Consider the following 26262-nt stretch of genomic DNA (forward strand, 5'->3'; position numbering starts at 1 on the left):
GCTCGGTCCGCAGCCCGGCGGACCGCTTCGAGCGCCTCGCGCACGCTTGCCCCGATGTCCGTGACCGGGTAGAGCGCCTATCAGCGGCCAGGTGCTCGCCCCTCCGCGGGGCGCCGCCCTGTACGCGGCGCCCCCGCTCTCCTCTGGCCGCTGGGCGCCCTGCCCTCGGCGGGCGCGGGAGGAGCGGTGCCGGCGGCGCGGCGGTGGCCCGGACCGGGGAAGCGGGCGCGGGTGGCGGGCCGGGGGCCGCACGCTGAGACCGGTTCGCCCGAGCGGGCCCCGGCCGGTTAGGTTGCTGTTCATGACCGACACGACTTCCCAGGGTTCTGCCCGCACCACCGGCGCCGTCGCCGCCGGCCTCGCCACCGTCGCCGGTGACGGCACCGTCCTCGACACCTGGTTCCCCGCCCCCGAGCTGACCTCCGACCCCGGCCCGGCCGGCACGACGCGCCTCAGCCCGGACGAGGCCGTCAACCGGCTCGGCGAGGGCGCCGCCAAGGCGCTCGGCGTGGACGCCCGGCGTGGCGTCGAGGTCGTCGCCGTGGCCACGGTCATCTCCTCGCTCGACGACAAGCCGCTCGACGCGCACGACGCCTACCTGCGTCTGCACCTGCTCTCGCACCGGCTCGTCCGGCCGCACGGCCAGAACCTCGACGGCATGTTCGGACTGCTCGCCAACGTCGCCTGGACCTCGCTCGGCCCGGTGGCCGTCGACGACCTGGAGCGGGTGCGGCTCAACGCCCGCGCCGAGGGCCTGCACCTCCAGGTCACCTCGGTCGACAAGTTCCCCCGGATGACGGACTACGTCGCCCCCAAGGGCGTACGCATCGCCGACGCCGACCGTGTCCGGCTCGGCGCGCACCTCGCCGCCGGGACCACCGTCATGCACGAGGGCTTCGTCAACTTCAACGCGGGCACGCTCGGCACCTCCATGGTCGAGGGCCGCATCTCCGCGGGCGTCGTCGTCGGCGACGGCTCCGACATCGGCGGCGGCGCGTCCACCATGGGCACCCTCTCCGGCGGTGGCACGGAGCGCATCGTCATCGGCGAGCGGTGCCTGGTCGGCGCGGAGGCGGGCGTCGGGATCGCGCTCGGCGACGAGTGCGTCGTCGAGGCCGGCCTGTACGTCACCGCCGGCACCCGGATCACGCTGCCGGACGGCCAGGTCGTCAAGGCCCGCGAGCTGTCCGGCGCCTCCAACATCCTCTTCCGCCGCAACTCGGTCACCGGCACCGTCGAGGCCCGCCCGAACAACGCGGTGTGGGGCGGTCTCAACGAGGTCCTGCACGCCCACAACTGACCGGTTCAGCCCAGTGCGAGGAGCTCCTCGTACGCCGCACGCAGCCCGTCGGCCGCCCCGCGCCCGGCGGGCTGCAGCGGTTCCCGGACCGGTCCCGCCGCCAGGAGCGCCTTGGCTGTGACGGCTCCGGGCAGACCGCTCGCCATCATCAGCTCGGTGAGGCGGGCGGTGTTCCGGTTGAGCCGGGCCGCCTCCTCGGTGCGGCCCGCGTCGAACGCGTCCAGCGGCGCCCGCATGTGGCGCGGGGCCACGTTCGCCACCGTGCTGACGTACCCCGCGCCGCCCACCGCGTACAGCGGCAGGTTGAGCTCCTCGCACCCCGAGTAGTACGCCAGCGAGGTGCGGGTCAGCACCTTCGTCGAGCCGAGCATGTCGTAGGCGCAGTCCTTCACCGCCACCACGCGCGGGTGCTCCGCCAGCCGCAGCAGGGTCTCCGGCTCGATCCGGGTGCCGGTGCGGCCGGGGATGTCGTACAGCATCAGCGGCAGCCCGGTGGAGTCCGCGACCCGCAGGAAATGCGCCTCGACCGCGGCCTGCGGCGGACGGCTGTAGTACGGGCTGACCACCAGCAGCCCGTCCGCCCCCGCCTCCTCGGCCTGCCGCGCCAGGCGCAGGGTGTGCGCGGTGTCCGGGCTCCCGACGCCGGTGAGCAGCGGCACCCCGTCGCCGACCTCCGCCCGGACGGCCCGCAGCAGGGCGGACTTCTCGGCGTCCGTCGTGGTGGGGGACTCGCCCGTCGTCCCGCTGAGGACGATCCCGTCGCAGCCCTCCGCCACCAGGTGCGCGGCGTGTGCGCGGGCGGCGTCGGGGTCCAGGGCCCCGCCCGCGGTGAAAGGCGTGATCATGGCGCAGAGTGCGCGGCCGAAGGGGCGCGGTGCGGTGGTGGTCATGCCCGAAGTGTCGGCTCACCGAACCCTGTAGGTCCACTTAGATCTTCTTGGGGTGATCGGCAAGGGACGCTGAAGAGTCCGAGGAGCGGCGGCCCGCTCCGGCCCGCTTCTGACATGATCGAACGTACGGGCGGCGGGCCGCGGCGAGGGGTGGGGCAGATGGGCACGGGCGGGTGTGCACGGAGGTCGGCGCGGGTGCGGAGGCGGACCTCCGCCGTGCTGTCGGCGGCGGCACTGGCAGCGTTGACCGGTTGCTCGGGATTCCTCGTCCCGGCCGGCGAGGGCGAGGAACCGGACCCCACCCCGTCCGCCACCGGCCCCGGCGTCGTCCGCGCCGAAACCCTGCCCCCGACCCCCGCGCCCGCCTACGGCGACACGGCGCGGAGCGGGCCGGCCACCGCCCCGTCCGGGACCCCGTCCGAGACGTGCCCCGCCTCCGGGGCCGTGGTGACCATGGGGGAGGTGCTGACCGCGATGATGAGCCGCGCGGCCGTCCTGACCCTGACCAACTGCGGCACGAAGCCCTACCGGGTCGGCGGCTACCCCTCGGTCCAGGCGCTCGGCGAGGAGGGCGAGCGCCTCCCCGTGAAGGTCAACCCGGCCGGTTCGCAGTTCGGCCGCGACCTCGGCCCCGAGACGCTCACCCTGAAGCCGGGCGGCACCGCGCGGTCGATGCTCGCCTGGGTCTCCACCCAGGAGGGCGGCGAGCTCGTCATGGCCGACGCCCTGGAGCTGGCCGCCGCCCCCGACGCCGGGGCGCGGGTCCAGCCGCTGGAGGGCCACGACATCCGCTACATGGACGAGCTGAACATCACGGCCTGGCGGGCGGAGCTGCCCGAGTGACCGGCCCGGCCGGTGAGCCGTCGCCCACCGGCACGGTGTGGGTCACCCAGTCCGTACCGGGCGGCCCCTCCGGCAGCACGTGCAGCAGAAAGGCCGCCGGCTCGTCGGGATAGCCCGGCACGCCCTCCCGCAGCGCCAGCCCGCTCTGCCGGTACGTGCTCGGCGCGACGGCCACCGTGCTGCCCGCGAAGGGCGCGGTGACGGGGCGGTGCACATGGCCCGCCAGCACCCGCACGACCCGGGGGTGCGCGGCGACCACCTCCGCCAGCGCGGGGCCGTCCACCAGGCGCATCGCGTCCAGGAACGGAATGCCGACCGGGACCGGCGGATGGTGCAGACAGACGAGGGCCGGCACACCGGGGCGCCGGGAGAGGTCCCGGTCCAGCCGGGACAACTGCTCCGCACCCAGCCGTCCGCCCGGCGCGCCGGAGACCCACGAGTCCAGGACCACGGCGGTGAACTCCGGGTACTCCACCGCGTACGTGGTCAGCGTCCCCCCGCCCAGGAAGCGCGTCCCGCCGAACGCGTCCACGACGGCCTCCGGCACGTCGTGATTGCCCGTCACCAGAAGCAGCGGCAGCGGGAACGCGCCGATCTCCTCGCGCAGGGCGGCGTACTCGCCGGGCTCCCCGCGCTCGGTGAGATCGCCGGTGATCACGACGCAGTCCGGGAGCGGGTCGAGGGAGAGCACCCGGCGCAGCGCGGCCCGCAGCCCGGCGGTGGGGGCCGCCGCCCCCGCGCCGGTCGTGAGGTGCGGGTCGCTGAGGTGTGCCACGGAAAGGGCCATGCCCCCACCCTTCCCCCGCCCCTCCGGCCGCACCCGGGACCGATCACGCCCTGGGCGAACGGGCACGGCCACCGTCCCGCGGAACACCCTTGACCTCAAGCGGACTTGAGGTGTCACCGTGGTGGGAACGGCGCACCGAACGGCGCGCGTGACGAGGGGAGCACCACCATGACCACGCACGTCACCGACCGCCCCGACCCGGCCCGCACCGACGCCCGGATCGTCAAGGCCGGCACCTGGGACCTCGGCACACCGCAGCGGCAGCGAGAGGCCGTCGACGCCATCCGGAAGGCCTGGGAGGGCCGGGCGTGGCCGCACCCCGGGCTGCTCTCCTACAGCGTCTACGCGGGGGAGGACGGCGCGACCCTGCTCCACTACTCCCAGTGGTCCGGCGAAGAGGCCTACCAGGACTTCGTGCGGCACGGGCGCGACGTCCGCAACGCCGAGATCGACGCCGCCGTCCCCGGCGTCGAACGCCTCGCCCCGCACACGTACGAGCTGTACCGCTCCGGCCTCCGGGCCGAGGGCGACACCCGGGAGACCGGCTGCCTCGTCGTCGTGGACGTCGAGTTCGACGGACCCGACCCCGCCCGTCAACGCGACTGGGTGGACAGCGTGTTCCGGGCGCTCGGCGAAGAGGCGGAGCTGCCCCCGGGCGGCATCGCCGCGCACTTCCACGTCAGCACCGACGGCACCCGGGTCCTCAACTACGCCGAGTGGGAGAGCGCCGAGCACCACGTCGCGGCCCTCGCCGCGCCCGGAGAGGGCATCGGCTCCCCGTCCCCCCTCTGGGAACGCGTCCAGAACTACCCGGGTATGACCGGCGGCGGCGTGCGCCGCTACACCCCCGCACTCAGCATGGAACCGGGCGCGGGCGGATAAGGGGGGCGCGGCGGGCGGTATGTGGCGAAGCGGCGGGCGGCACCCGGCGCATTGCGTCTAGGCTTGGGCGGCTGAACCGCGTACGCACCCCGTATGCCCCGAGCACGCACCGAGGAGAACCCCCGATGTCCGCAGAGCGCCCCTCCCTGCCGCCGGTGCGGCTGAACACCGAGGCCGAACTGGCACGGGACGCGCTCGCCGCTCCGCTGTTCGTCCGCGCCGTCAGGCTCGCCCGGTGGGCGGGCCCGGACACCCGGGTCGGGGCCGGCGGCGAACTGGTCGAGGACCAGCTCCCCGCGGCAGCCGAGCACCTCGGGCTGGCGGCCGACGAGGACGGCGCCGCGTACGCCAGCGAGGCCTGGCGGCTCGCCGTCGACACCGGCCTCCTCGACGTCACCGACCCCGAGGAGGGCGAGGGCGAGGACGGCGCGGACGGCGAGGGCGCCGTCACCACGGGCGAGAACCTGGCCCTGCTCACCGGCGGCTCCCCGCAGGACGTCCTGGCCATCTGGCTCGACGGCCTCGACGCCGTGCACGCCGACGCCACCGCGCCCGTCCTGGACGACTTCGCGGACCTCGTCGGCGAGGACGGCTCGATCGACTTCGACGCCCTGGACTGGGACCCGGAGGCCGAGGCGGAGTTCCTCGACGGCGTCCTCGGCAACCTCTACCTGCTCACCCTCGCGGAGAACGCCGCGGGCGAAGGACCGGTCCCGCTGCCCGCCCTCGCCGCGTCGATGATCGTCCCCGACGACATGGGCGAGCCGACCGACGACATCCTGGAGCAGGTGTCCGAGGCGATGATGCGCCTCGACGACCAGTTCCGGCTCCTCGAACCCATCGGGATCGTCGAATACCGCCCGGTCGACGAGGCGTTGCTGGTCGAGGAGGGCGAGGCGGCCGACGCCTCCGCCGCCGGGGCCGACGACGAGGACGTCACCCGGTACGGCATGGTCAAGCTCACCCCCCTCGGCCTCTACGGCATCCGGGCGCGGATGCTGGAGGCCGGGGTGGACGCCCCCGCCGTCGGCGACCTCGCGGGCAAGGGCGCCGACGCCCTCCTCGACGGCATCGCCCACTACCCGGAGTCCGCCGCCCGCGCCGAGGTCAAGCTCTGGCTCGCGGGATACGGCGCCAAGGGCGCGGTGGCCGCGGCGGCCGAGCTCCTGGCCGCCGCGCGCGGCACGGACGAGGGCGGGCCGCTGCGCCGCCTCCACTGCCAGCAGGCCCTCGCCCTGGCCGGCCCCGAGGCGGAACCCGCCGTACGCGCGGTGCTCGGCGATCCGGAACTGGGCGGCCTGGCCCGCGTCTGGCTCGCGGAGCGCGGCGCGGCCGACGTGCCCGCCCCGCCGGAGGACATGATCTTCTGGCTGGCCATCGACACGATCGCCGCCCAACTGGACGCGGACGGCGAGCTGGACGAGCTCCAGGGCCTGATCGAGGGGCTCTCCGCGCAGCACAGCGGCTTCTTCGACGAGGTCTGGCGCGTCGACCACCCGGCCACCGCCGATGTGCTGGAGGCCATGGGCCGGCTGCACAGCGACAAGAAGGCGGCCAAGGACGCCCGCAAGGCGGCGTTCAAGGCCCGGTCGCGCGCGGGGGGTTGAGGGGGGAATCGCGCACGCGGAGCGGCGCTTAGCCGGAGAGCGGCCACGAGGCGGCCCCCGGGGCAGGAGCGGAGAAAACCCTTCGCGTGCGACGGGGCCGTTCCCTAAGGTCAGAGACATGCACCTCCCGGTGCGAAGGCGGCGGCTCCTTCCCTGCAACGAAATGTGCCGCAGCCACTGCTGATCTCGGGAGGCGCGAGCGCCGGGGTGCCCGGTGCGCAGGCGACGGGTACTTCTGGATCAGAGGGGCGCGGGTTCGAGTCCCGCCCGGCTTCGGCCGGTAGCTCAGTCGGTCAGAGCATCTGACTGTTCTCCGTCGCCGACTCCTGATCTCGGGCACCCCGTTGCGCCGTCGCGCCCTTCCCCAGGAATTCGGGGGAATTCTTCTCATGGCCCGCTTCAACGTGCGTACCCACAGGTCCCGGCCCACCGGTTCGCCGCCCACCTCGCCCGTCGCGACGACCGGTGCGCTCGCCCCCAACCACCAGGGCGGCACCGGGCGCGTGCGCGACGCCCGCTCCGAACTCTTCCTGCTCGCCGTCGCCAACTTCGTGGCCCAGGACACCTATTACGAGGGCGGGGACCGGCGCGACGACCGGTTCGCCGCGCTCGTGCGCCGCCTCGCCGTGGAGGACCCCGCCTGGACCGCGGGGCTGCTCCACTGGCTGCGCCGTGACGGTCGGATGCGGACCGCCTCGCTGGTCGGCGGCGCGGAGTACGTGCGGGCGCGGCTGACGGCGGGCAGCGTCGAGGGGCCCACGAACCGGCAGGTCATCGACTCCGTCCTGCTGCGCGCCGACGAGCCGGGCGAGCTGCTCGGCTACTGGACGTCCCGCTACGGGCGGGCCCTGCCCCAGCCCGTGAAGCGGGGCGTCGCCGACGCCGTGCGCCGCCTCTACACCGGACGGGCTCTGCTGAAGTACGACACCGCGTCCAAGGGCTACCGCTTCGGCGACGTACTCAATCTGGTGCACGCCGCGCCCGACCCCGCCAAGCCCTGGCAGGGCGAGCTGTTCCGCTACGCGCTGGACCGCAGGCACCGGCCGGAGACCGCCGTGCCGCCCGCCGCGGACCGCACCCTGAGCGCCCACCGGGAGCTGATGGAGCTGCCGGTCGCCGAGCGTCGCGCCGTCGTCGTCGGAGCCGGCGGCGCGGAGCGGCTGGCCGAGGCCGGCATGACCTGGGAAGCGCTGGCGGGCTGGCTCCAGGGGCCGATGGACGCGGCGGCCTGGGAGGCGGTCATCCCGTCGATGGGGACGATGGCGCTCGTCCGCAACCTCCGGAACTTCGACGAGGCCGGAGTGCGGGACGAGGTCGCGGCGACCGCAGCGGCCCGGATCAGCGATCCGGAGGCCGTCGCCGCGTCCGGCCAGTTCCCCTTCCGCTACCTCGCCGCCTACCGGCACGCTCCTTCGCTCCGCTGGGCCCATCCGCTGGAACGGGCCCTCGGGCACTCGCTGGGCCAGGTCCCCGCGCTGCCGGGCCGCACCCTGGTCCTGGTCGACCGCTCCGGTTCGATGGGCGCGCCGCTCTCCGAGCGCTCCCGGCTGAACCGGGCCGACGCCGCGGCCGTCTTCGGCGCGGCCCTCGCCCTGCGCTCCGCCGACGCGGACCTGGTCCAGTTCGGTACGAGCAGCGCGCCGGTGGCCTTCCGCAGGGGGGAGTCCGTGCTCCGGGTCCTGGACCGCTTCGGGAACCTGGGCGGCACGAACACGGCGGAGGCGGTGCGGCAGCACTACCGGGACCACGACCGGGTACTCATCGTCACCGACGAGCAGACCGCGCACACGCGGCGTGGCGACGCGACCCGCACCGTTCCGGACACGGTGCCCGTCTACACCTGGAATCTGGCCGGATACCGGCTCGCTCACGCCCCGTCCGGCGAGGGAAACCGCCACACGTTCGGGGGTCTTTCCGACGCGGCGTTCCGCATGGTTCCGCTGCTGGAGGCGGGAGGAAGCGCTGACTGGCCGTGGTGAGCGCTGATTACGAATCCGGCACGTCTGGGGCCCCGAGCGCCGGCGGGCATGGCGTCGGGCCTTCACAGGGCGCATACTCGACGTAATGAAACAGTCAGCCGGATCCCGGCGTCACCTGCCTTCCAGTCCCTTCAACCGCCCGGCCCAGGAGGCCCCACCGGTCGAATGCTTCGATGTGGGCGACAGGGTGTCGCACGACCAGTTCGGGCTCGGCAGGATCCTTGCTGTCGAGGGCGACAACGACGCAGTCCTCATCGACTTCTCGGGGCGCCAGGGAAGGATCCTGAGCCCGTACTCCAAGTTGACCAAGCTCTGAGACGCGCAACGAGCACACGCAGCGTTCGTCTTCTCCGGATCCGGGGCGCCTGAATCACTTCGGGCGCCCCGGACTCCGTCGTGGCCCTCGGCGAGGGCCACGACGGGCTACAGGGACTTGGCGGCGGGCTTCACCATGCCCCGCACGGTGCGCGACTTCACGAACTCGCCCATCGCGGTCATCTCCCACTCGCCAGTGAACTGCTTGATGAGCTTGGCCATCATCACGCCGGTCTGCGGCTCGGCGCCGGTGAGGTCGAAGCGGACCAGCTCCTCGCCGGACGCGTCGTCGATCAGCCGGCAGTAGGCCTTGGCCACCTCGTTGAACTTCTGGCCGGTGAACGAGTTCACGGTGAAGACCAGGCCGGTCGCCTCGGCGGGGATCCGGCCGAGGTCCACCATGATCACCTCGTCGTCGCCCGCGCCCTCACCGGTGAGGTTGTCGCCGGAGTGCTTGATCGCCCCGTTCAGGATGGTCAGCTTGCCGAAGTAGCAGCTGTCCAGGTGGTTGCGGTTGGGACCGTAGGCGATCACCGACGCGTCCAGGTCGATGTCCTTGCCGCGGAACGCGGGCTCCCAGCCCAGGCCCATCCTGACCCGCGAGAGCAGCGGTGCGCCGCCCTTGACGAGGGACACGGTCTGGTTCTTCTGGAGGTTGACCCGACCCTTGTCCAGGTTGATCTTCCCGGAGCCCGCGGGGGCCGCCGGGGGAGCGGGCGGAGCGGCCGGAGCGGGCGGCGCGATCCTCGGGTCGACGGGGGCGGCGACCGGGGCGACCGGAGCGGGGGCCGTCGGAGCGGGAGGGGCGACGGGGGCCGCGGGCTCCTCGACCGAGACGCCGAAGTCCGTGGCGATCCCGGCCAGCCCGTTGGCGTAACCCTGGCCGACCGCGCGGGCCTTCCAGGCCCCGTTGCGCAGGTAGATCTCGATGACCACGAGCGCCGTCTCGGTGCCCAGCCGCGGCGGGGTGAAGGTGGCGAGCGCGCTGCCGTCGTCCGCGTTCCGCACGGTGGCGGTGGGCTCGACGCCCTGGAAGGTCTGGCCCGCGGCGTCGGGGCTCGCGGTGACGACGATCTTCTCGATGCCGGGCGGGACGGCCGCGGTGTCCACCACGATCGCGTCGGGCGCGGAGCCGCCGCCGGAGCGGTAGGTCACGCCGGGGCCCGAGGGCTGGTTGTAGAAGATGAAGTCGTCGTCCGAGCGCACTTTGCCGTCGGCGGTGAGCAGCAGGCCCGAGACGTCGAGCCGCACCGGAGCGGCGACGTCCACCGCCACGCGGGCGGCGGAGAGAGGGATGTTCGAGCCGGGGGTCATTGCGGTCATGCACGGGGTAACGAACGACCCGGCTTTGCCGTTCCCTTACCTTCGGCCGTCCGGAGCACGGCCGCGCGAGCGCGCTCAGCGGCGGTTGCGCGGGTGGTTCCGGGCGGTGCGCTCGTTGCCGTGCTTGTAGGCGCCGGTCCAGCGCGCCATCACCAGCTGGGCGTCGCCCGAGCCCACCTCGGCCAGGAACTTCTCCGCCCGGCCGCCGCGCAGGGTGCCCGCGGGACGGCCGTGGTGGGTGATGGTGACGCTCCGGTCGTGGTGCTGTTCGTACTGGAATCCTGAAGGTCTCGGCATGCCCGTATCGTGCCCGCCCGGCCGTCCCCGCGTCGCCCGGATTTCCGCCGCCCCGCCCCGCCGCCGCCCGGGGCGGCTCAGTGCGGCCAGATCGGCGGGTCGGTCGCGAAGTGGCCGCCCACCCGGGCGTGCGCCGGGTTGTCCGGGGCCAGTTCGCCCTGCTCGGCGATGAGCTTCGCCGCGTACGGCTCCGAATCGTCCAGCGGCCGGTAGCCCAGCGCCCGCGCCGGGGCCAGATCCCACCACAGGCGGGTGTTGGCGGAGGACCCGTAGACCACGGTGTGCCCGACGTCCTCGGCGGTGAGGGCCGCGTGGAACAGCCGTGCGCCGTCGCCGGGGCTCATCCAGACCGACAGCATCCGCACCGAGGTGGGTTCGGGGAAGCAGGACCCGATGCGCACCGAGACCGTCTCCAGTCCGTGCCGGTCCCAGTAGAGCTGGGCCAGGTCCTCGCCGAAGCACTTCGAGAGCCCGTAGAAGGTGTCGGGGCGGCGGGGGGCGTCCAGGGCGATCGGCGGATCGCCCGGAGCCGGCCGAGGGGTGTGCCCGATGACGTGGTTGGAGGAGGCGGCGACGATACGGCGGACGCCCTCCTCGCGCGCGGCCTCGTAGAGGTGGTGCGTGCCCTGGACGTTGGCGCGGAGGATCTTGTCGAACGTGGACTCCAGCGAGATCCCCGCCAGGTGGACCACCGCGTCCACCCCGCGCACGGCCTCGCGCAGCGCCTCCCGGTCGTTCAGGTCGGCGGTGATCGCCTCGGGCGCGCCCTCCACCGGGACCAGGTCGAACAGCCGCAGGTCGTATCCGTACGCGGGCAGCAGCCCCCGCATCAGGGTGCCGAGGCCGCCTGCGGCGCCGGTGAGCAGGACGGTACGGGGAGCGGTCATACGGGGGTCTCCTCGGGGCGTACGCGGGCGCTGTGCGCAATCCTGGCTGGCATTCACATGCGTGGACAAGCTAAGGAGGCGCGGTGAGATGCGTCAAGAGCTCGCGTCCGCCTTGACCTGCCATCAGAGGCTGCCTTAGCGTTGCGCTGTTCAGAAATATGGACACCGATCAGAATTGTGCACGCCTGCATCTGTTCAGGGAGCGCCCGTGACCTCAGCCCCCCTTGCCGCCCGGCTCCGCGACGTCGCCGGGCCGCTCTTCTTCCCCGTGACCGCGTTCGGCCCGGACGGCGCCGTCGACCTCGCCGTCTTCCGCGCCCACGTGCGCGCGGGGATCGACGCCGGAGCCGCCGCGGTCTTCGCCTGCTGCGGCACGGGCGAGTTCCACGCGCTGACGCCCGAGGAGTTCCGCCTCGCGGTCGGCGCCGCCGTCGAGGAGAGCGCCGGACAGGTCCCCGTCCTCGCCGGGGCCGGCTACGGCACGGCGCTCGCCGTCCAGTACGCGCGGGCCGCCGAGGAGGCCGGTGCGGACGGGCTCCTCGCCATGCCGCCCTACCTCGTCGTCGCCGACCAGCAGGGGCTGCTGCACCACTACGCCGCGCTCGCCGCCGCCACCGGCCTGGAGACGATCGTCTACCAGCGCGACAACGCGGTCTTCACCCCCGAGACGGTCGTCGCCCTGGCCCGCACCCCCGGCGTCATCGGGCTCAAGGACGGCCACGGCGACCTCGACCTCATGCAGCGCATCGTCAGCGCGGTCCGCACCCACCGTCCCGGCGGCGACTTCCTCTACTTCAACGGACTGCCCACCGCCGAACTCACCGGCCCCGCCTACCGGGGCATCGGCGTCACCCTCTACTCCTCCGCCGTCTTCGCCTTCGCCCCGGACATCGCCCTCGCCTTCTACCGGGCCCTGGACTCCGGGGACGACGCCCTCGTCGACGGACTGCTCGACCACTTCTACCGGCCGCTCGTCGAACTGCGCGCCCAGGGCCGCGGATACGCCGTCTCCCTGGTCAAGGCCGGTGTCCGGCTCCAGGGCCTGGACGTCGGCGAGGTGCGCACCCCGCTCACCGAACCGACCGCCGCGCACGTCAAGGACCTCATCGAGATCATCGCGAGCGGCCGCGCCCTGCTGGCGGAGCACGCCGCGGCGGGAGGCGGCGCGTGAAGGCGGGCGCGTTCCTCTACCCGTGGGACGTCGTCGGGGACCCGGACGCCGCCGCCCGGATCGCCGACCTCGGTGTCCGGCAGGTCACGCTGGCCGCCGCCTACCACTCCACCCGCGCGCTGACCCCCCGCCACCCCGCCCACCGGGTCGTCACCGCCGAGCACGCCGCCGTCCTCTACCCGCCGGACCCGGACCGCTGGGCGGGGCGGGTCCCGGCCCCGCACCGCCAGAGCTGGACGGCAGGCGACGACCCGTACGGGGAGGCCGCGGGCGCGCTGGCCGCCGCCGGTCTCCAGGTGCACAGCTGGGTGGTCCTCGCCCACAGCTCGCGGCTCGGCGCGGAACACCCCGACACCTCGGTGGTCAACGCCTACGGGGACCGCTACCCGTGGGCCCCCTGCATCGCCCGCCCGGCCGTGCGCGCCTACCTCGTGGACCTCGCGGCGGAGGCCGCCGCCCGGCCCGGCGCCCACGGGACCGAGCTGGAGTCCTGCGGCTGGTACGGCTTCGCCCATCTGCACGCCCACGACAAGGTCGCCGGCGTGGGCCTCGGCGAGGCGGCGCAGTACCTGATGTCGCTGTGCTTCTGTTCGGTGTGCCGCGAGGGGTACGGGGAGGAGGGCGCCGACCCCGGAGACCTGTCCGCCGCCGTACGCCGCGCGCTGGAGCCGGTCTGGTCCGGCGCCGGCTCCCCGGAGTCCGGCCGGGACGGCATCGGGAGGCTGCTCGGACCCGGGCTCGCGGACGCCACCCTGCGATGGCGCGGCCGGATCGCCCGCGCGTTCCAGGAGGCGGTCGTCGCGGCGGTACGGGACGCGGCCCCGCCCGGCTTCCAGGTGCTGCTGCACGCCGACCCGGTCCCGTACCGCGCCGGGGCCAACGTCGGCGTCGACGCGGACCACATCCTGGCCGTGGCCGACGGCGTGGTGCTGCCCTGCACCGGATCCGACGCCGTCCGGGAAGCGGCCCTCGGGCCGTTCGCGGGCCGGGGCGGCGTGCGCGCCGCCAACTTCGGGATCGTCACCGGGATGGGCGGGAGCCCGCGCACCCTGGAGCGCGACGCGGCCCACGCCGCCTCGCTCGGCGCGGACGAACTGCGCCTGTACCACGCGGGACTGGCCTCGGGCCCGGATCTGGAGGCGGTCGCCGCGGCGCTCTCACGGCTGGGATGAGGGGTCGGCGTCCGCCCCCGCGTCGGCGCCCGCACCCGCGATTCCGGGCGCCCCGGCTGGTCCGGACTCCTGCGCGGGTCCGGACTCCGGCGGATGGCCGGTGCGGCGACGTGCCGCGCCCGCCACCGGCAGCGCCGCGGCCAGCAGCCCCGCCACCCCGGCCACCGCTGTCAGCACCCGCACGTCCACCACCGCGACGAGCCCCGCCCCCACCGCCAGGGCCACCGCGTTGGGCGCCGTCAGCAGCGAGCCGGCCGTCGCCGCCGTCCGCCCCAGCTCCGCGTCCGGCGTCTCCCGCTGCACCGCGGTCATCGTCGCGATCAGCACGCACGGCAGACCGAACCCGATCAGCGCGCTCGCCGCCATCGCCACCCCGTCGTGCGGCACCGTCCGCGCGCCCACCGCCAGCGCGAACAGCGCCGTCCCCGCCGCCGCGAACACCGGCTCCGGCAGCCGGCGCAGCAGTGGCCCCGCCAGCAGGCCGACCGCGACGGAACCGGCGCCCTGCACCGCGTACAGGACCCCCGCGTACTCCGGCGCCCGGCCGAGCACGTCGTCGACGTAGGCGAACGTCACGGCCCCGTTCACCCCGGCCAGCAGCATCGTCGCCGCCCCCGCCGCCACCAGCGGGCGCAGCACGGCCGAGGCGCGTATCCGACGCAGCCCGGCGAGGAGGTCACCGCGCCACGCCCCGGCCGGGGGCCGCGGAGCCTCCCGTACCCGGAGCCGGGCGAAGATCAGGGCGGCCAGGGCGCACGTCGCCGCGTCCAGCAGGGCCACCGCCGGGCCGCCGAACCGCGCGTACAGCCCGGCCCCCGCCAGCGGGGCGACCAGCTTCATGCCCTCGTTGGCCGTCGTCCGCAGCCCGTTGAAGTCCGCCAGCAGCGAGGCGTGCACGGTCCCCGCGACCAGCGCCGACTCCGCCGCGTCGAGCAGCACGCCGCTCGCCCCGTAGAGGACCAGCACCACGAAGACCAGCCAGACGGCGCGGCCCGAGTCCACCAGCACCAGCGTGGCCAGCAGGGCGGCCATCGCCAGGTTGACCCGGACCAGCAGCTTCTTGCGGTCCATCCGGTCCGCGAGCGCGCCGAGCGCGGGCCCGGCCAGCACCGGGGCCCACATCGCGCACACCGTCAGCGCCGCCAGACTGTTCGACCCCGTCAGCGACTTGACCCAGATCCCCGCCGTGAGCCACATCGCGGACGTACCGAACCCGGAGACGACCACCCCCGCGAGATACCGCCCCGCCGCCGGGTCCCGCAGGACCCGCACCGCCGCCGGACCGCCCATGCCGCCCCGCCCTCCGCCTCGTGCTCCGCGCCCCGTGCGTGCGGGCCGTGCGGCTCATGCTGCGGAGTAAGGCGGTGCGGCGGCATCGGGCGGATGCCCTAGGGGTATTGCCCGGTGAGGTGGGGGACGCACCGCGCCCCGGGGAGGGCCGGATCGGGGAGCACGTACTCGAACGGGCCCGGGCCGTCGCGCTCAGACCAGCAGCCGGCGGATCTCCTCGGCGAGTTCGGCGGCCGACGTGGTCAGCACCAGGTGATCCGCCTCGGGCAGGACCACGTGCCGCCCGTGCGGCGACTGCCGGGCCCGGTAGGCGTGCGAGGCGGTCGCCCGCTCCCGGACGGTCCTCGGCATGCCGGGCGACACCCGCCCCGCCGACACCACGGTCACCGGCAGCCCCGCCAGGCCCGGCGGGTTCTGCTTCAGGGCCCGCAGGTCGCCCGCCGTGTCCGCCAGTTCGCGGCCCCGGGTGCGGGTCATGGCGACGGTGTAGCCCTCGGCCCGCATGTCGGCGGCGGCGTCCGGCGGCAGCGCGGCGGTGAGCGCGCGGTAGGCGCGGCCCAGCAGTCCCAGCCGGGCCAGCACGACCGTCGCCGCCTGTCCGATCCGCTCGGTCCGCCGCACCGAGGGCTGGAACAGCAGCTCGCAGGACTCGTCGGTGGGGTCGACGAGCACCAGCCCCGCCACCCGGGCGGGCCCCGCGGCAGCCGCCAGCCGCACCAGCGGGCCGCCCCAGCTGTGGCCGACGAGGACGTAGGAGCCACCGGGTTCGACGCGGTCGAGGTGGTCGAGCAGATCACCGAGGTCGTCGGCGAGCGCGGCGAGTCGGCGCGAGGCCCCGGCCGGGGCGGCCGGGCTGCGCCCCAGCCCGCTGCGGTCGTACACCACGGTCGGCGCGACGTCGGCCAGCGCGGCCTGGACTCCGGCCCAGTAGGAGCGGCCGGCGGCGAGCCCGCCCTCGAAGACCACGGTGGGCCGCCCGGCCGTCCCGGCGGGACCCGGCAGCCGCTGGTAGTACAGCTCGCGCCCGTCGCGGGTGCGGGCCCGGGCCGCCTCGCCCTGGCTGTGTCCGGGGCCGACGGCGTCGGCCCCCGTCCCGTGCTTCGCCGAACCCATCCCCGTACCTCCAGCCCGCCCGCACGCACGCCCGACCCCCGGCGCTCCGGGACCGTCCGGAGCGCCGAGTAAGGGAAGGGTAACCTAAGTTAGGTCGGGTGGGTGTGCCCGGGAAGGAGCGCTCACCGCTCCAGCGCCGCCCGCATCGTCTTCTGCGCGATCGGTGCGGCCAGCCCGTTGCCGCTGATCTCGGAGCGCGCCGCCCCCGAGTCCTCGACGATCACCGCGACGGCGACCTCCTTGCCGCTGTCGCGGTCCTTCGCGTACGAGGTGAACCAGGCGTACGGGGTGTTGCTGTTGTCCACGCCGTGCTGCGCGGTGCCCGTCTTGCCGCCCACCTCGGCCCCGGGGATCCGGGCGTTGGTGCCGGTGCCCTCCTCGACGACTGTCACCATCGCACTGCGCAACTGCTCGGCGGTCGACTCCCTCACCACCCGCTCGGTGTCGCCGTCGGCGGTCTCCTCCAGCACCGTGCCGTCCCCGTCGGTCACCTGGGAGACCATGTGCGGCGCGGCCAGCTCACCGCCGTTGGCGAGGGCCGCGGTGACCATCGCCATCTGGAGCGGGGTCGCCGTGACCTCGAACTGGCCGATCCCCGTCAGCGCCGTCTGGGCCTTGTCCATACCGGTCGGGTAGACGCTCTCCGCCGCCCGCACCGGAACGTCCAGCTTCTCGGTGTCGAAACCGAAGGCGTCCGCCATCTTCTTGACCTCGTCCTGGCCGAGGTCGGCGGCGGCCTTCGCGAAGACGTTGTTGCAGGAGTACCGGAGCGCGGTGCGCAGGGTCGCGTTCTCGCAGGGGGCGGAGGCGTTCTCGTTGGGGAGCACGGTGCTGGTGCCGGGCAGGGTGTACGGGTCGGGGCTGTCGGTGCGCTCGTCGACCGAGCCGTACAGCCCGTTCTCCAGCGCGGCGGCCGCGACCACCAGCTTGAACGTCGAACCCGGCGGCAGCGGCTGCCGCATCGCCCGGTTGACCAGCGGCTTGTCCGGATCGTCCAGCAGGGCCTGCCAGGCGTCCTGGTCCGTCGTCCCACTGATCTTCGAGGGGTCGTACGAGGGGGTGGAGACCATGCCGAGGATCCGGCCGGTCCCGGGGTCGATGGCCACCGCCGCGCCCTTGGCGTCGCCGAGAGCCCCGTAGGCCGCCTTCTGGACGTCCGGGTCGATCGTCGTCAGCACATTCCCGGGGTCGGCCTGCCCGCCGGTGAGCAGGTCCTTCGGGTTCTTCAGCCGGTCGTCCGTGCCGTCCAGGACATCGCCGTAGATGCCTTCGAGCTGGTTCGCCCCGTACGCCTGCGAGCTGTAGCCGGTGACCGGCGCGTACAGCTCGCCCTGGGTGTAGGTGCGCTTGTACCGGAGGTCGCCGCCACTGGTCCCCTTCGATCCGGTGACCGGCGAACCGGCCACGATGATGTCCCCGAGCGGCTGCGCGTACTGCGCGATGGTGTTCCGCCGGTTGTGCTCGTCGTCTGCGAGCGCCTTGGCCTGGTAGCCCTGCACCCACGTCGCCCGCACCAGCAGGGCGAGCACCATGAGCAGACAGAAGACCGAAGCGCGCCTGATTGTCTTGTTCATCCCGCTGGAGGGACGAGCGGGCGCGCTCCGGTCGTTCCCGGCCGTGCCCCTTCTCACTGATTTCTCAGGTGGCCGGGCGGGCCCGGAGCCCGGCCGGCGGCTCAGCCCGGGGTGACCAACCGGCCTCGTACGCCACGATGACCGCCTGGGTGCGGTCCCGGGCGCCGGTCTTCGCCAGGACCGCCGCCACGTGCGTCTTCGCCGTCGCCGGGCCCACCTGCAGCCGGCCCGCGATCTCCGCGTCGGTCAGCCCCGCCGCCATCAGCCGCAGCACGTCCGCCTCCCGCCCGGTCAGCCCCGCCACCCACGCCGGAGCCCCGGCCGTCCGCCGTCCTGCCCGGCGACGATCCGTCTCCGCCACACGGGGGAGGGGCCCGCCTCAGCCGTCCAGAGTGACCAGGACCTCGTCGATCTCCTCGCCCCGCGCCCGGGCGAATCCGCGGTCCTTGCCGGTCACCGCGAAGCCGCACTTCTCCAGCACCCGGCGCGAGCCGAGGTTGTCGGCCGCCGCCCGCGCGTGCAGCGGGCGCGTGGGCGTCTCGTCGAGGTAGGCCCGCAGGGCGGCCGTCGCCAGTCCCCGGCCCCAGTGCGCGCGGCCGATCCAGTAGGTGACCTGGCGGTCGCCGGGGTCCCCGTACTCCCCGACGTGGCCCACCACCGCGCCGTCGGCCAGCACCGTGCGCATCACCACCCGGGACCCCGACCGGATCCGCGCCCAGTGGGCGTCGAACGCGGCCCGGTCGGTGGGGTCCTCGGCGGTGAACGCGGCGACGCGGGTCGCCTCGGGGTCGCTCATCCAGGCGAAGAACAGCGGCAGGTCCCCGTCCTCGACCGGGCGCAGGACGACATCGGCCATCAGAGTCTCCGGGTCGCGAGGGTCAGCCGGTCCCGCGCGTCGAACAGGGCGTCCTTCACCAGCTGTTCGTGGCCGGGGGTGAGCCGGGCGACCGGCACCGAGCAGCTGATCGCGTCGCGCGCGGGCGTCCGGTAGGGGATCGCCACGCCGAAGCAGCGCAGACCGACGGTGTTCTCCTCGCGGTCCACCGCGAAACCCTGCTCGCGGACCAGTCGCAACTCCTCGATGAGCCTCTCGCGGTCCGTGATGGTGTGCTCGGTCAGCGCCGGCAGCGACTCGGGCAGCATCTTGCGGACCTGCTCGTCGCTGTGGGTCGCCAGCAGCGCCTTGCCGAGCGAGGTGGAGTGCGCGGGCAGCCGGCGGCCGACCCGGGTGAAGGGGCGCAGATAGTGCTGGGACTGCCGGGTGGCGAGGTAGACCACGTTCGTCCCGTCGAGGCGGGCCAGGTGGATGGTCTCCGTGGTGTCGTCGGACAGCCGGTCCAGGGTGGGCCTGGCGGCGGCCACGACCTCGTCGCCGTCGATGTAGGAGGTGCCGACCAGCAGGGCGCGGACGCCGATCCCGTACCGGGTGCCCGTGGCGTCCGTCTCCACCCAGCCCAGCTCCACCAGGGTGCGCAGCAGCATGTAGAGACTCGACTTGGGATAGCCGACGGCCTCCTGGACGGCGGCCAGCGAGTGCATGCCGGGCCGCCCCGCGAAGTATTCGAGGAGCTCCACGGTCCGTACCGCGGACTTGACCTGTGCCCCACCGGACTCGGCGACCGACATCGCCCACGCCCCCTTCTCCAGCTCATCGACTTCTCGTCCGCGTCGGCGTCCGAAAAGCCGCCACACGATTGCCAACACGGAACGCCCGGAAATAGAGTCCAGGACATTCACGTTCAGGAACTCCGTTCAGAATACCGAACACTCGCCGACGTGCGGCCGAAGCCGCCCGGAAGTCGGCGGCGGACGGTCGCACCACGGGAGGTAATCACGGTGAGCGCAGCACCAGTCTGGAGTGTCGACCCCCGAACCGGGAACCCGCGCGAGCAGGTCGCGGTGGAGGCCACCGCCGAGGAGGTCGACCGGGCGGTCCGGGCGGCCCACGCCGTCCGCGACGCCCTCGCCGACCGCGCGGCGCGCGCCGCGTTCCTGCGGGCGGCGGCGGAGCTGCTGGAGGAGTCCGGGGCGCACATCGTCGAGGCGGCCGACGCGGAGACCGCCCTCGGTCCCGCCCGGCTCACCGGTGAACTGGCCCGCACCGCAGCGCAGTTGAGGTCGTTCGCCGAGGTCGTCGACGAAGGCGCCTACCTCGACGTGCACATCGACCACCAGGACGGCTCCCGCACCCCGCCCTGGCCCGACCTGCGCCGCTACAAGATCCCGCTCGGGGTCGTCGCCGTGTACGCGGCCAGTAACTTCCCGCTCGCCTTCTCCGTCCCCGGCGGCGACACGGCCAGCGCGCTCGCCGCCGGCTGCCCGGTCGTGGTCAAGGCCCACCCCGACCACCCCGCCACCTCCGAGCTCTGCGCCTCGGTCCTGCGCCGCGCGGCCGCCCGCACCGGACTGCCCGAGGACGTCGTGACCCTGGTGCACGGCTTCGACGCGGGCGTCGAGCTGATCCGCCACCCGCTGGTGAGCGCGGCCGGCTTCACCGGCTCGGTGCGCGGCGGACGCGCCCTGTTCGACGCCGCCGCCGCCCGCCCCGCCCCCATCCCCTTCCACGGCGAACTCGGCTCCCTCAACCCGGTCGTCGTCACCGGGGCGGCAGCCGCCGAACGCGCCGGGGAGATCGGGGCCGGGCTCGGCGGCTCGATGACCCTGGGCGCGGGCCAGTTCTGCACGAAGCCCGGCTTCGTCCTGGTCCCCGAGGGCGCGACCGGCGACCAGCTCCTGAAGGCGCTCACCGAGACGGTCAGCTCCACCGGCTCCGGCGTCCTGCTGGACCACCGCATGCGGGACGCCTTCGTCGCCGGCGTACGGGAGCGGGCCGCGCTGCCCGACGTCGTCGCCCCCGTCACCCCCGGCGCGGCCGGCGAGCACACCGTCTCCGCCGGATTCCTCACCGTGCCGGCCGCACGGCTGGCCGCGAAGGGCCCGCACGACGCGCTGCTGGAGGAGTGCTTCGGGCCAGTCACGGTGATCGCCCGGTACACCTCCGTCGACGAGATCGCCGCCGTCCTCGCCCGGCTGCCCGGGAACCTCACCGCCACCCTCCAGACCGCCACCGAGGGCGACGACCCCGACGCGGCGCGCCTGCTGGCCGCCCTCACCCCGCTCGCCGGGCGCATCCTCGTCAACGGCTGGCCGACCGGCGTCGCCGTCGCCCCCGCCCAGCACCACGGCGGCCCCTACCCGGCCACCACCTCCACCTCCACCTCCGTCGGCGCGACGGCGATCGAACGCTGGCTGCGCCCCGTCACCTACCAGTCGACCCCCGAGGCGCTCCTCCCACCGGAGCTGCGCGAGGACAACCCGCTGGGCCTGCCCCGCCGGGTGGACGGACGCCGCGCATGAGCCTTCACTTGGACACCCTTCCCTTCGCCCTGGACGCGGAGGGCCCCGACGGACGCTGGACCCACGCGGACGGCGTGCTGACCGGCCGGGCCGGCCCCGGCCAGGATCTGTTCGTCCCGCCGTCCGGCGACTCCCTGGACCCGGAATCCGACGCCCCGCGTCTGCTCGGGCCGGTGGGCGGGGGCGACTTCCGGCTGGTGGCCCGGGTGCGCCCGGGGCTGCTGTCGGCCGGTGACGCGGGCGCGCTGTACCTCCACGTCGGGGACCGCGCGTGGGCCAAGCTCTGCCTGGAGCACTCCTCGGACCTCCCGACCGTCTGCACCGTCGTGACCCGGGGCCACTCCGACGACGCCAACGCCTTCGTCGTGGAGGAGGGCGTCTGCTGGCTCCGCCTCAGCCGCACCGGCGGGGCGTACGCCTTCCACGCCTCCACCGACGGCGAGACCTGGACCTTCGTCCGCGTCTTCACGCTGGGCACCGAGACGGAACGGTCGGCCGCCCGCGCCGGCTTCCTGGTGCAGTCGCCCACCGGCGAGGGGTGCGGCGCCGTCTTCGACCGGATCGCGTTCCTGGCCGGGGGAGTGGCGGACCTGCGCGACGGGCGGTGAGGAGCGACGCGGCGGTCACGGGGGACGGGCGGCGGTGACGGGGGCGGGGCGGCCGGTCGTGGGAGGAAGAGGAGACGGGCGGGAAGATCCGGGAATCACCCGGTACGGATTCGCGTTCGACTCACTGACCCCACGCGGAGGATCCCTCCGTGCCCGCCGCCACCCCTGGAGAGCAGAAGAGTCATGCGCGTCGAGATCTGGAGCGACATTGCCTGTCCGTGGTGCTACATCGGCAAGGCCCGTTTCGAGAAGGGCCTCGCGGAGTTCGCCCACCGGGACGAGGTCGAGGTCGTGCACCGCTCCTTCGAGCTCGACCCGGGGCGGGCCAAGGGGGAGACGGAGCAGGTCCTCGACATGCTGGCCGCCAAGTACGGGCGGACCCGCGAGGAGGCCGCCTCGATGGAGGCCAACGTCGCGGCCAACGCGCAGGCCGAGGGCCTCGGCTACCGCACCGAGGGCCGTGACCACGGCTCCACCTTCGACCTCCACCGGCTGCTGCACCTGGCCAAGGCCCGTGGCCGCCAGGACGAGCTGCTGACCCTCGCCTACCGGGCGAACTTCGCCGAGGAGCGGTCCGTCTTCGACGACGCGGTGCTGCTGGCCCTCGCCTCGGAGGCCGGTCTGGACGCGGAGGAGGCCCGCGCGGTGCTCGCCGACCCGGAGGCGTACGCGGACGACGTCCGCGCCGACGAGCGCGAGGCGGCCGAGCTGGGCGCCAACGCCGTGCCGTTCTTCGTCCTCGACCGCCGGTACGGGATCTCGGGCGGCCAGCCGTCGGAGGTCTTCGTCCAGGCGCTGGAGCAGGCCTGGAAGGACCGCCCCGTCACCGCTCTCACCCCCGTGGGCGGGGAGGCGGCGGGCTGTGACGCGGACGGCTCCTGCGAGGTTCCGCGCGGCTGAACCACCCGGACGCGCTGTATAAGCGTTCCTTTGAAGCCCTCCTGAATCCGCGTGATTGACGTTGATTCACGGGGGCTTCAGGGTGGGCGTATGACGATCCTTGCGCCCATCCAAGCGGCAGCCGTCGAGTTCGCGCCCGAGGTCACCTACCTCAACACCTCCAGCTGGGGCCTGCTGCCCCGCCGCACGATCGCCGCCGTCAAGGCCCTGGCCGACGAGAACGCCGCGGGGCGCCGGGTGGGGGCGGGCAGCTTCGACGCGGTGGAGGCCGCCCGGAGGGGTTTCGCCCGGATCGCCGGGGTCCGCCCGGACCGGGTCGCCACCGGGAGTTCCGTCACCGTCCACGTCGGCCTGATCGCCGCCTCCCTGCCGCCGGGCGCCGAAGTCCTCTGCCCCGAGGGGGAGTTCTCCTCCGTGGTCAGCCCGTTCGCGCTCCGCGGTGATCTGCGCGTGCGGTACGCGCCGCTCGACGGGCTCGCCGGGGCCGTACGCCCCTCGACCGACCTCGTCGCCTTCTCCGCCGTGCAGTCGGCCGACGGCCGGGTGGCCGATCTCGCCGCCGTCCGCGCGGCCGCCGCGGCGCACGGCGCCCGGACCCTGCTGGACGGGACCCAGGCGGCGGGCTGGTTCCCGCTGGAGGCGGGGGCGTACGACTACACCGTGACCGGCGGCTTCAAGTTCCTGCTCTGTCCGCGCGGTACGTCGTTCCTGACCGTCACCGAGGAGGCGCAGGACACCCTGCCGCCCCTCTTCGCCGGCTGGGTCTCCGCCGGCGCTCCCTGGGCGAGCAACTACGGCCCGCTGGAGCGCCTCGCCCCCACCGCCCGCGGCTTCGACGAGCCGCCCGCCTTCCTCTCGTACCACGGGGCCGAGCACTCCCTGGAACTGCTCGGCGACGTGGGGGCCGACGCCCTGTACGCGCACGCCACCGGGCTCGCGGCCCGGCTGCGGGCGGGGCTGGCGGGGCTCGGTCACCGATCCGTTCCCGGGGAGTCGGCGATCGTCTCCGTGCCGGGCCTCCAGGGCCGTCACGGAGAGCTGGTGGATGCGGGGGTCGCCGTTTCCGCCCCGGCCGGGAACCTGCGGATCTCCTGCCACCTCTACAACACCGAGGCCGACGTGGACCGGGTGCTGGACGTCCTCGCCTGAGCCGCGCGGCCGCGGCTCAGCACCGGTCCGGGCAGTCCGCGGTCTCCCGGCAGAGGTTCTCCTCGACCTTCGCCAGCAGCCGGAGCAACTCCGTGCGCTCGGCCGGGTCGAGGCCCGCCAGCGTCTGCTCCTCCAGGCTGCCCCAGGCGTCCCGGACCGCGGTGTGCAGCGCGCAGCTCTCGTCCGTCGCCTCGACCAGCACGGCCCGCCGGTCGGCGGGGTCGGGGCGGCGGCGCACATGCCCGGTCTGCTCCAGCCGCTGGAGCATCTTCGTGACCGTGGACGGGTCCAGGTCCAGGGCCCTGATCAGCTCCGTCTGACGGACCGCGCCCCGGTCCCACAGGTGCATCATCAGCAACTCCTGCCCCGGATAGAGGTCCACCCCCTTGAGCGCCTTGCCCGCCGCGGTCCGGTGCAGCCGGGCCACCCGGGACACGGCGTGGCTGACGGGTCCGCTGAGCGCCGTCAGGGGCGGCGCGTTCGTACAGGCGTCTTCCGCGGGGGTGGCGCGGCCGGTGGTCATGGCGGGCTCCTGGGGGTCCTCGGTGGGGCAGACGGCGGTTCTCGATGATGCCCGACGGTTTCCCGCAACTTTACCTTGGTCGGCCAATTAATGGGCTACAGTTGCCGCTGTCGCCGATGCTTGGCCGACCACATACTTTCTTGGGAGCCCTTATGACCACCGCTTTCGACCCGATCGACCTGGCCGGCACCCAGCTGGCCAACCGGATCGCCCTGGCCCCGATGACCCGCAGCCGGGCCGGCGAGGGCGGTACCGCCACCGAGCTCACCGCCACGTACTACGCCCAGCGGGCCTCGGCCGGCCTCGTGATCACCGAGGGCATCCAGCCGTCCCTGGTGGGCCAGGGCTACCCCACCACGCCGGGGCTGCACAGCGCCGAACAGGTCGCCTCCTGGCGCAGGGTCACCGACGCCGTGCACGCCGAGGGCGGGCGGATCTTCGCCCAGATCATGCACGCCGGCCGCATCGGCCACCCGGTCCTGCTCCCCGACGGCCTGGTCCCGGTCAGCGCCTCCCCGGTCAAGGCCGAGGGGCAGGTCTACACCCACGTCGGCCCGAAGGACTTCGTCGAGCCGCACGAGCTGACGGACGCCGAGATCCACGCCACCGTCGCCGACTTCGTCACCGCCTCCCGCAACGCGGTGGAAGCCGGCTTCGACGGGGTCGAACTGCACGGCGCCAACGGCTATCTCATCCAGCAGTTCCTGGCCCCCAACACCAACCTGCGCACCGACGCGTGGGGCGGCTCCGACGAGGCCCGCATCCGCTTCGCCGTCGAGGTCGTCAAGGCCGTCGCCGCCGAGATCGGCCCGGAGCGCACCGCACTGCGCATCTCGCCCGGCAACCCCTACAACGACATCGACGAGCCCGCCCCGGAAGCCACGTACACCGCCCTGGTGCAGGCGATCGAGCCGCTCGGCATCGCCTACCTGCACATCCTGGAGGCCGCCCCGATCCGGGAACTGACCCTCGCCCTGCGCAAGGAGTTCTCCGGGACCGTCGTCATCAACGTGCACTCCGACGGCGCCACCGGACCCGACGACCACACGGTGATCGACGACGGCGTCGCCGACCTGATCTCCTACGGGGCCCTCTTCCTCGCCAACCCGGACCTGCCCGCCCGGCTCAAGGCGGGCGGCCCGTTCAACGCCCCCGACCCGTCGACCTTCTTCGGCGGCGACGCCGAGGGGTACACCGACTACCCGGCGCTCGACGCCGTCTGACCCTCCTCGCGAGGCCGCCCGTCCCACCGCCACGAGGTACGGCGCGGGTGGTCCGGCAGCGCGGCGCGACCGGTGGCCCAGAGCAGTACGGCCCACCGGTCGCCGCCCGCCGGGGCATCCGGGAAGAGCCGGGCCAGCACCCGGTCGCAGAGCGCCGGGGACGGCGACCAGTCCAGCCCCAGGCCCTCGGCCAGGTCATAGGTGTGCACCAGGGTCTCCACCACGCCCATCGCGGCGAAGCCCTCCGGGTCGGAGATCCCGTACCCGTGGTACGAGCGCACCTCGGGCGGGGTCGTCCGCACCATCGACGTCAGCAGCGCCCCGCTCGCCTCCAGCGTGGCCAGCAGCCCGCCGGGACCGGCGGCACGGTCGGCGAAGACCGCGTTGTGCGGACCGCCCTGCCGCTCGGGCGCCCACCGGTAGGGCACCTCGCGGTCCAGCGGAGGCGTACGCGGCCCCAACTGCACGGCGTACGCGAACAGATCGTCGCCCAGGTGCTCCACCGTCTCCCAGCAGGTCCAGTCGAGGCTTCCCGCGGGCGCGTCCCAGCGGTCCGCCGGGGCCCCGGCCAGCACGTCCACCGCGAGCCGCACCGCCGAGGCCACGTCGTCGGCGGTCACCGGCAGCCGGGCCCCGGTGAGCGCCGCCCGTTCGGCGGCGGAGCACTCCACGCAGAACTCGTTGCCCTCGGGATCGGCGAGCGTCGCCCAGCCGCGCCCGTTCGGCCTGCGGTGGTCGCCCACCAGGGTCGCGCCGAGCGCGAGCAGCCGCTCCACCTCCTCGTCCCGGGAGCGGTCCTGCGGCTGGATGTCCAGGTGGACGCGGTTCTTGGTCCGCTTCCTCTCGTCCACCCGGACGAAGAGGACGGCCGCGCCGGGGGCCTCCACCAGCGCCTCCGGGTCGCCGGGGGAGTCCTCGGCGGAGAGCGGCGCGTCGAGCACCCGGGCCCAGAATTGGGCGAGCCCGTAGGCGTCCGCGCAGTCGATCGTGATGTGGCGCACGTGGGAAGTCATGGCGGACACCCTCTCGGCCGGCCGGGCTCCGGTCCAGCGAGTTACGCGGACAGGGGCCG

At 74.3% G+C, this 26262-nt stretch carries 26 protein-coding genes; 13 read left to right on the forward strand and 13 right to left on the reverse strand.

What is annotated here, in order from left to right:
* Positions 1–301 precede the first annotated feature (301 nt).
* The gene (gene dapD, locus DTB53_RS09745) at positions 302–1300 is read left to right on the forward strand and encodes a 2,3,4,5-tetrahydropyridine-2,6-dicarboxylate N-succinyltransferase (RefSeq protein WP_003969904.1); all 999 of its coding nucleotides are present in this window, start codon (positions 302–304) and stop codon (positions 1298–1300) included.
* 5 nt (positions 1301–1305) lie between these two features.
* Here dapD and dapA read toward each other — a convergent pair whose 3' ends face one another.
* The gene (dapA, locus tag DTB53_RS09750) at positions 1306–2190 is read right to left on the reverse strand and encodes a 4-hydroxy-tetrahydrodipicolinate synthase (RefSeq protein WP_012381415.1); all 885 of its coding nucleotides are present in this window, start codon (positions 2188–2190) and stop codon (positions 1306–1308) included.
* Positions 2191–2349: 159 nt separating this feature from the next.
* Between dapA and DTB53_RS09755 the strand changes: the two genes are divergently transcribed.
* Positions 2350–3033, forward strand: a complete 684-nt coding sequence (locus DTB53_RS09755; RefSeq protein ID WP_042498831.1) for a DUF4232 domain-containing protein — start codon at positions 2350–2352, stop codon at positions 3031–3033.
* Here DTB53_RS09755 and DTB53_RS09760 read toward each other — a convergent pair.
* Complete coding sequence (locus DTB53_RS09760) at positions 3002–3820, reverse strand: phosphodiesterase (RefSeq protein ID WP_003969914.1); 819 nt, start codon at positions 3818–3820, stop codon at positions 3002–3004. The two genes, DTB53_RS09755 and DTB53_RS09760, sit on opposite strands and share 32 nt — an antisense overlap.
* 168 nt (positions 3821–3988) lie before the next feature.
* On the opposite strand from DTB53_RS09760, the gene DTB53_RS09765 reads away from it, so the two are divergent.
* The 4 genes from DTB53_RS09765 to DTB53_RS37360 all read left to right on the forward strand — a co-directional run bounded on the left by DTB53_RS09765 (position 3989) and on the right by DTB53_RS37360 (position 8604).
* A complete protein-coding gene (locus DTB53_RS09765) occupies positions 3989–4702 on the forward strand; it encodes an antibiotic biosynthesis monooxygenase (protein ID WP_012381417.1) in 714 nt (237 codons plus the stop codon).
* Between the two features lie 125 nt (positions 4703–4827).
* A complete protein-coding gene (locus tag DTB53_RS09770) occupies positions 4828–6309 on the forward strand; it encodes a hypothetical protein (RefSeq protein ID WP_012381418.1) in 1482 nt (493 codons plus the stop codon).
* A gap of 389 nt (positions 6310–6698) precedes the next feature.
* Positions 6699–8288, forward strand: coding sequence for a TROVE domain-containing protein (locus DTB53_RS09775; RefSeq protein ID WP_012381419.1), 1590 nt, complete (start codon positions 6699–6701; stop codon positions 8286–8288).
* Between the two features lie 85 nt (positions 8289–8373).
* On the forward strand, positions 8374–8604 hold the full coding sequence (locus DTB53_RS37360; protein WP_003969918.1) for a hypothetical protein: 231 nt from the start codon (positions 8374–8376) through the stop codon (positions 8602–8604).
* A gap of 107 nt (positions 8605–8711) precedes the next feature.
* Here DTB53_RS37360 and DTB53_RS09780 read toward each other — a convergent pair whose 3' ends face one another.
* From DTB53_RS09780 to DTB53_RS09790, 3 genes are all read right to left on the reverse strand, one after another.
* Positions 8712–9926 (reverse strand): TerD family protein, encoded by a 1215-nt coding sequence (locus DTB53_RS09780; RefSeq protein ID WP_012381420.1) that lies wholly within the window; start codon positions 9924–9926, stop codon positions 8712–8714.
* A 75-nt stretch (positions 9927–10001) separates the two neighbouring features.
* Complete coding sequence (locus DTB53_RS09785) at positions 10002–10223, reverse strand: hypothetical protein (protein ID WP_012381421.1); 222 nt, start codon at positions 10221–10223, stop codon at positions 10002–10004.
* 77 nt (positions 10224–10300) lie between these two features.
* On the reverse strand, positions 10301–11110 hold the full coding sequence (locus tag DTB53_RS09790; protein WP_012381422.1) for an NAD-dependent epimerase/dehydratase family protein: 810 nt from the start codon (positions 11108–11110) through the stop codon (positions 10301–10303).
* 208 nt (positions 11111–11318) lie between these two features.
* Between DTB53_RS09790 and DTB53_RS09795 the strand changes: the two genes are divergently transcribed.
* Positions 11319–12281, forward strand: a complete 963-nt coding sequence (locus tag DTB53_RS09795) for a 5-dehydro-4-deoxyglucarate dehydratase (RefSeq protein ID WP_012381423.1) — start codon at positions 11319–11321, stop codon at positions 12279–12281.
* Positions 12278–13453: a hypothetical protein gene (locus DTB53_RS09800; RefSeq protein ID WP_012381424.1), complete on the forward strand. Its 1176-nt coding sequence runs from the start codon at positions 12278–12280 to the stop codon at positions 13451–13453. The genes DTB53_RS09795 and DTB53_RS09800 overlap by 4 nt, the downstream gene beginning before the upstream one ends.
* On the opposite strand, the gene DTB53_RS09805 is transcribed toward DTB53_RS09800, so the two are convergent.
* The 6 genes from DTB53_RS09805 to DTB53_RS09830 form a co-directional block, all read right to left on the reverse strand.
* Positions 13439–14743, reverse strand: a complete 1305-nt coding sequence (locus DTB53_RS09805; protein ID WP_012381425.1) for an MFS transporter — start codon at positions 14741–14743, stop codon at positions 13439–13441. The two genes, DTB53_RS09800 and DTB53_RS09805, sit on opposite strands and share 15 nt — an antisense overlap.
* A 192-nt stretch (positions 14744–14935) precedes the next feature.
* Complete coding sequence (locus DTB53_RS09810; protein WP_012381426.1) at positions 14936–15856, reverse strand: alpha/beta fold hydrolase; 921 nt, start codon at positions 15854–15856, stop codon at positions 14936–14938.
* Positions 15857–15978: 122 nt separating this feature from the next.
* Positions 15979–17430 (reverse strand): peptidoglycan D,D-transpeptidase FtsI family protein, encoded by a 1452-nt coding sequence (locus tag DTB53_RS09815; RefSeq protein WP_003969926.1) that lies wholly within the window; start codon positions 17428–17430, stop codon positions 15979–15981.
* A gap of 64 nt (positions 17431–17494) precedes the next feature.
* On the reverse strand, positions 17495–17791 hold the full coding sequence (locus tag DTB53_RS09820) for a response regulator transcription factor (protein ID WP_012381427.1): 297 nt from the start codon (positions 17789–17791) through the stop codon (positions 17495–17497).
* 18 nt (positions 17792–17809) lie between these two features.
* Positions 17810–18286, reverse strand: a complete 477-nt coding sequence (locus DTB53_RS09825; protein ID WP_012381428.1) for a GNAT family N-acetyltransferase — start codon at positions 18284–18286, stop codon at positions 17810–17812.
* Positions 18286–19056 (reverse strand): IclR family transcriptional regulator, encoded by a 771-nt coding sequence (locus DTB53_RS09830; RefSeq protein WP_003969928.1) that lies wholly within the window; start codon positions 19054–19056, stop codon positions 18286–18288. The genes DTB53_RS09825 and DTB53_RS09830 overlap by 1 nt, the downstream gene beginning before the upstream one ends.
* Before the next feature lie 210 nt (positions 19057–19266).
* On the opposite strand from DTB53_RS09830, the gene DTB53_RS09835 reads away from it, so the two are divergent.
* The 4 genes from DTB53_RS09835 to DTB53_RS09850 all read left to right on the forward strand — a co-directional run bounded on the left by DTB53_RS09835 (position 19267) and on the right by DTB53_RS09850 (position 23444).
* Positions 19267–20787: an aldehyde dehydrogenase (NADP(+)) gene (locus DTB53_RS09835; protein WP_012381429.1), complete on the forward strand. Its 1521-nt coding sequence runs from the start codon at positions 19267–19269 to the stop codon at positions 20785–20787.
* Positions 20784–21395 (forward strand): DUF1349 domain-containing protein, encoded by a 612-nt coding sequence (locus DTB53_RS09840; RefSeq protein WP_003969930.1) that lies wholly within the window; start codon positions 20784–20786, stop codon positions 21393–21395. The genes DTB53_RS09835 and DTB53_RS09840 overlap by 4 nt, the downstream gene beginning before the upstream one ends.
* A 183-nt stretch (positions 21396–21578) precedes the next feature.
* Positions 21579–22295: a DsbA family oxidoreductase gene (locus DTB53_RS09845; protein WP_012381430.1), complete on the forward strand. Its 717-nt coding sequence runs from the start codon at positions 21579–21581 to the stop codon at positions 22293–22295.
* A 90-nt stretch (positions 22296–22385) separates the two neighbouring features.
* On the forward strand, positions 22386–23444 hold the full coding sequence (locus DTB53_RS09850) for an aminotransferase class V-fold PLP-dependent enzyme (protein WP_012381431.1): 1059 nt from the start codon (positions 22386–22388) through the stop codon (positions 23442–23444).
* 16 nt (positions 23445–23460) lie between these two features.
* Here the strand turns inward: DTB53_RS09850 and DTB53_RS09855 are convergent, their stop codons facing one another.
* Positions 23461–23967 (reverse strand): MarR family winged helix-turn-helix transcriptional regulator, encoded by a 507-nt coding sequence (locus tag DTB53_RS09855; protein WP_003969933.1) that lies wholly within the window; start codon positions 23965–23967, stop codon positions 23461–23463.
* A 152-nt stretch (positions 23968–24119) separates the two neighbouring features.
* Here DTB53_RS09855 and DTB53_RS09860 point away from each other — a divergent pair, with 152 nt between their 5' ends.
* Positions 24120–25190, forward strand: coding sequence for an alkene reductase (locus tag DTB53_RS09860; RefSeq protein WP_012381432.1), 1071 nt, complete (start codon positions 24120–24122; stop codon positions 25188–25190).
* Here the strand turns inward: DTB53_RS09860 and DTB53_RS09865 are convergent.
* Positions 25166–26203 carry a VOC family protein gene (locus DTB53_RS09865; RefSeq protein WP_030705052.1) on the reverse strand — a complete coding sequence of 346 codons (1038 nt, stop codon included), beginning with the start codon at positions 26201–26203 and terminating at the stop codon, positions 25166–25168. The genes DTB53_RS09860 and DTB53_RS09865 overlap by 25 nt on opposite strands.
* Positions 26204–26262: the final 59 nt, after the last annotated feature.

Origin of the sequence: Streptomyces griseus, assembly GCF_900460065.1 — a bacterium.
GTDB classification, from domain to species: Bacteria; Actinomycetota; Actinomycetes; order Streptomycetales; family Streptomycetaceae; genus Streptomyces; species Streptomyces griseus.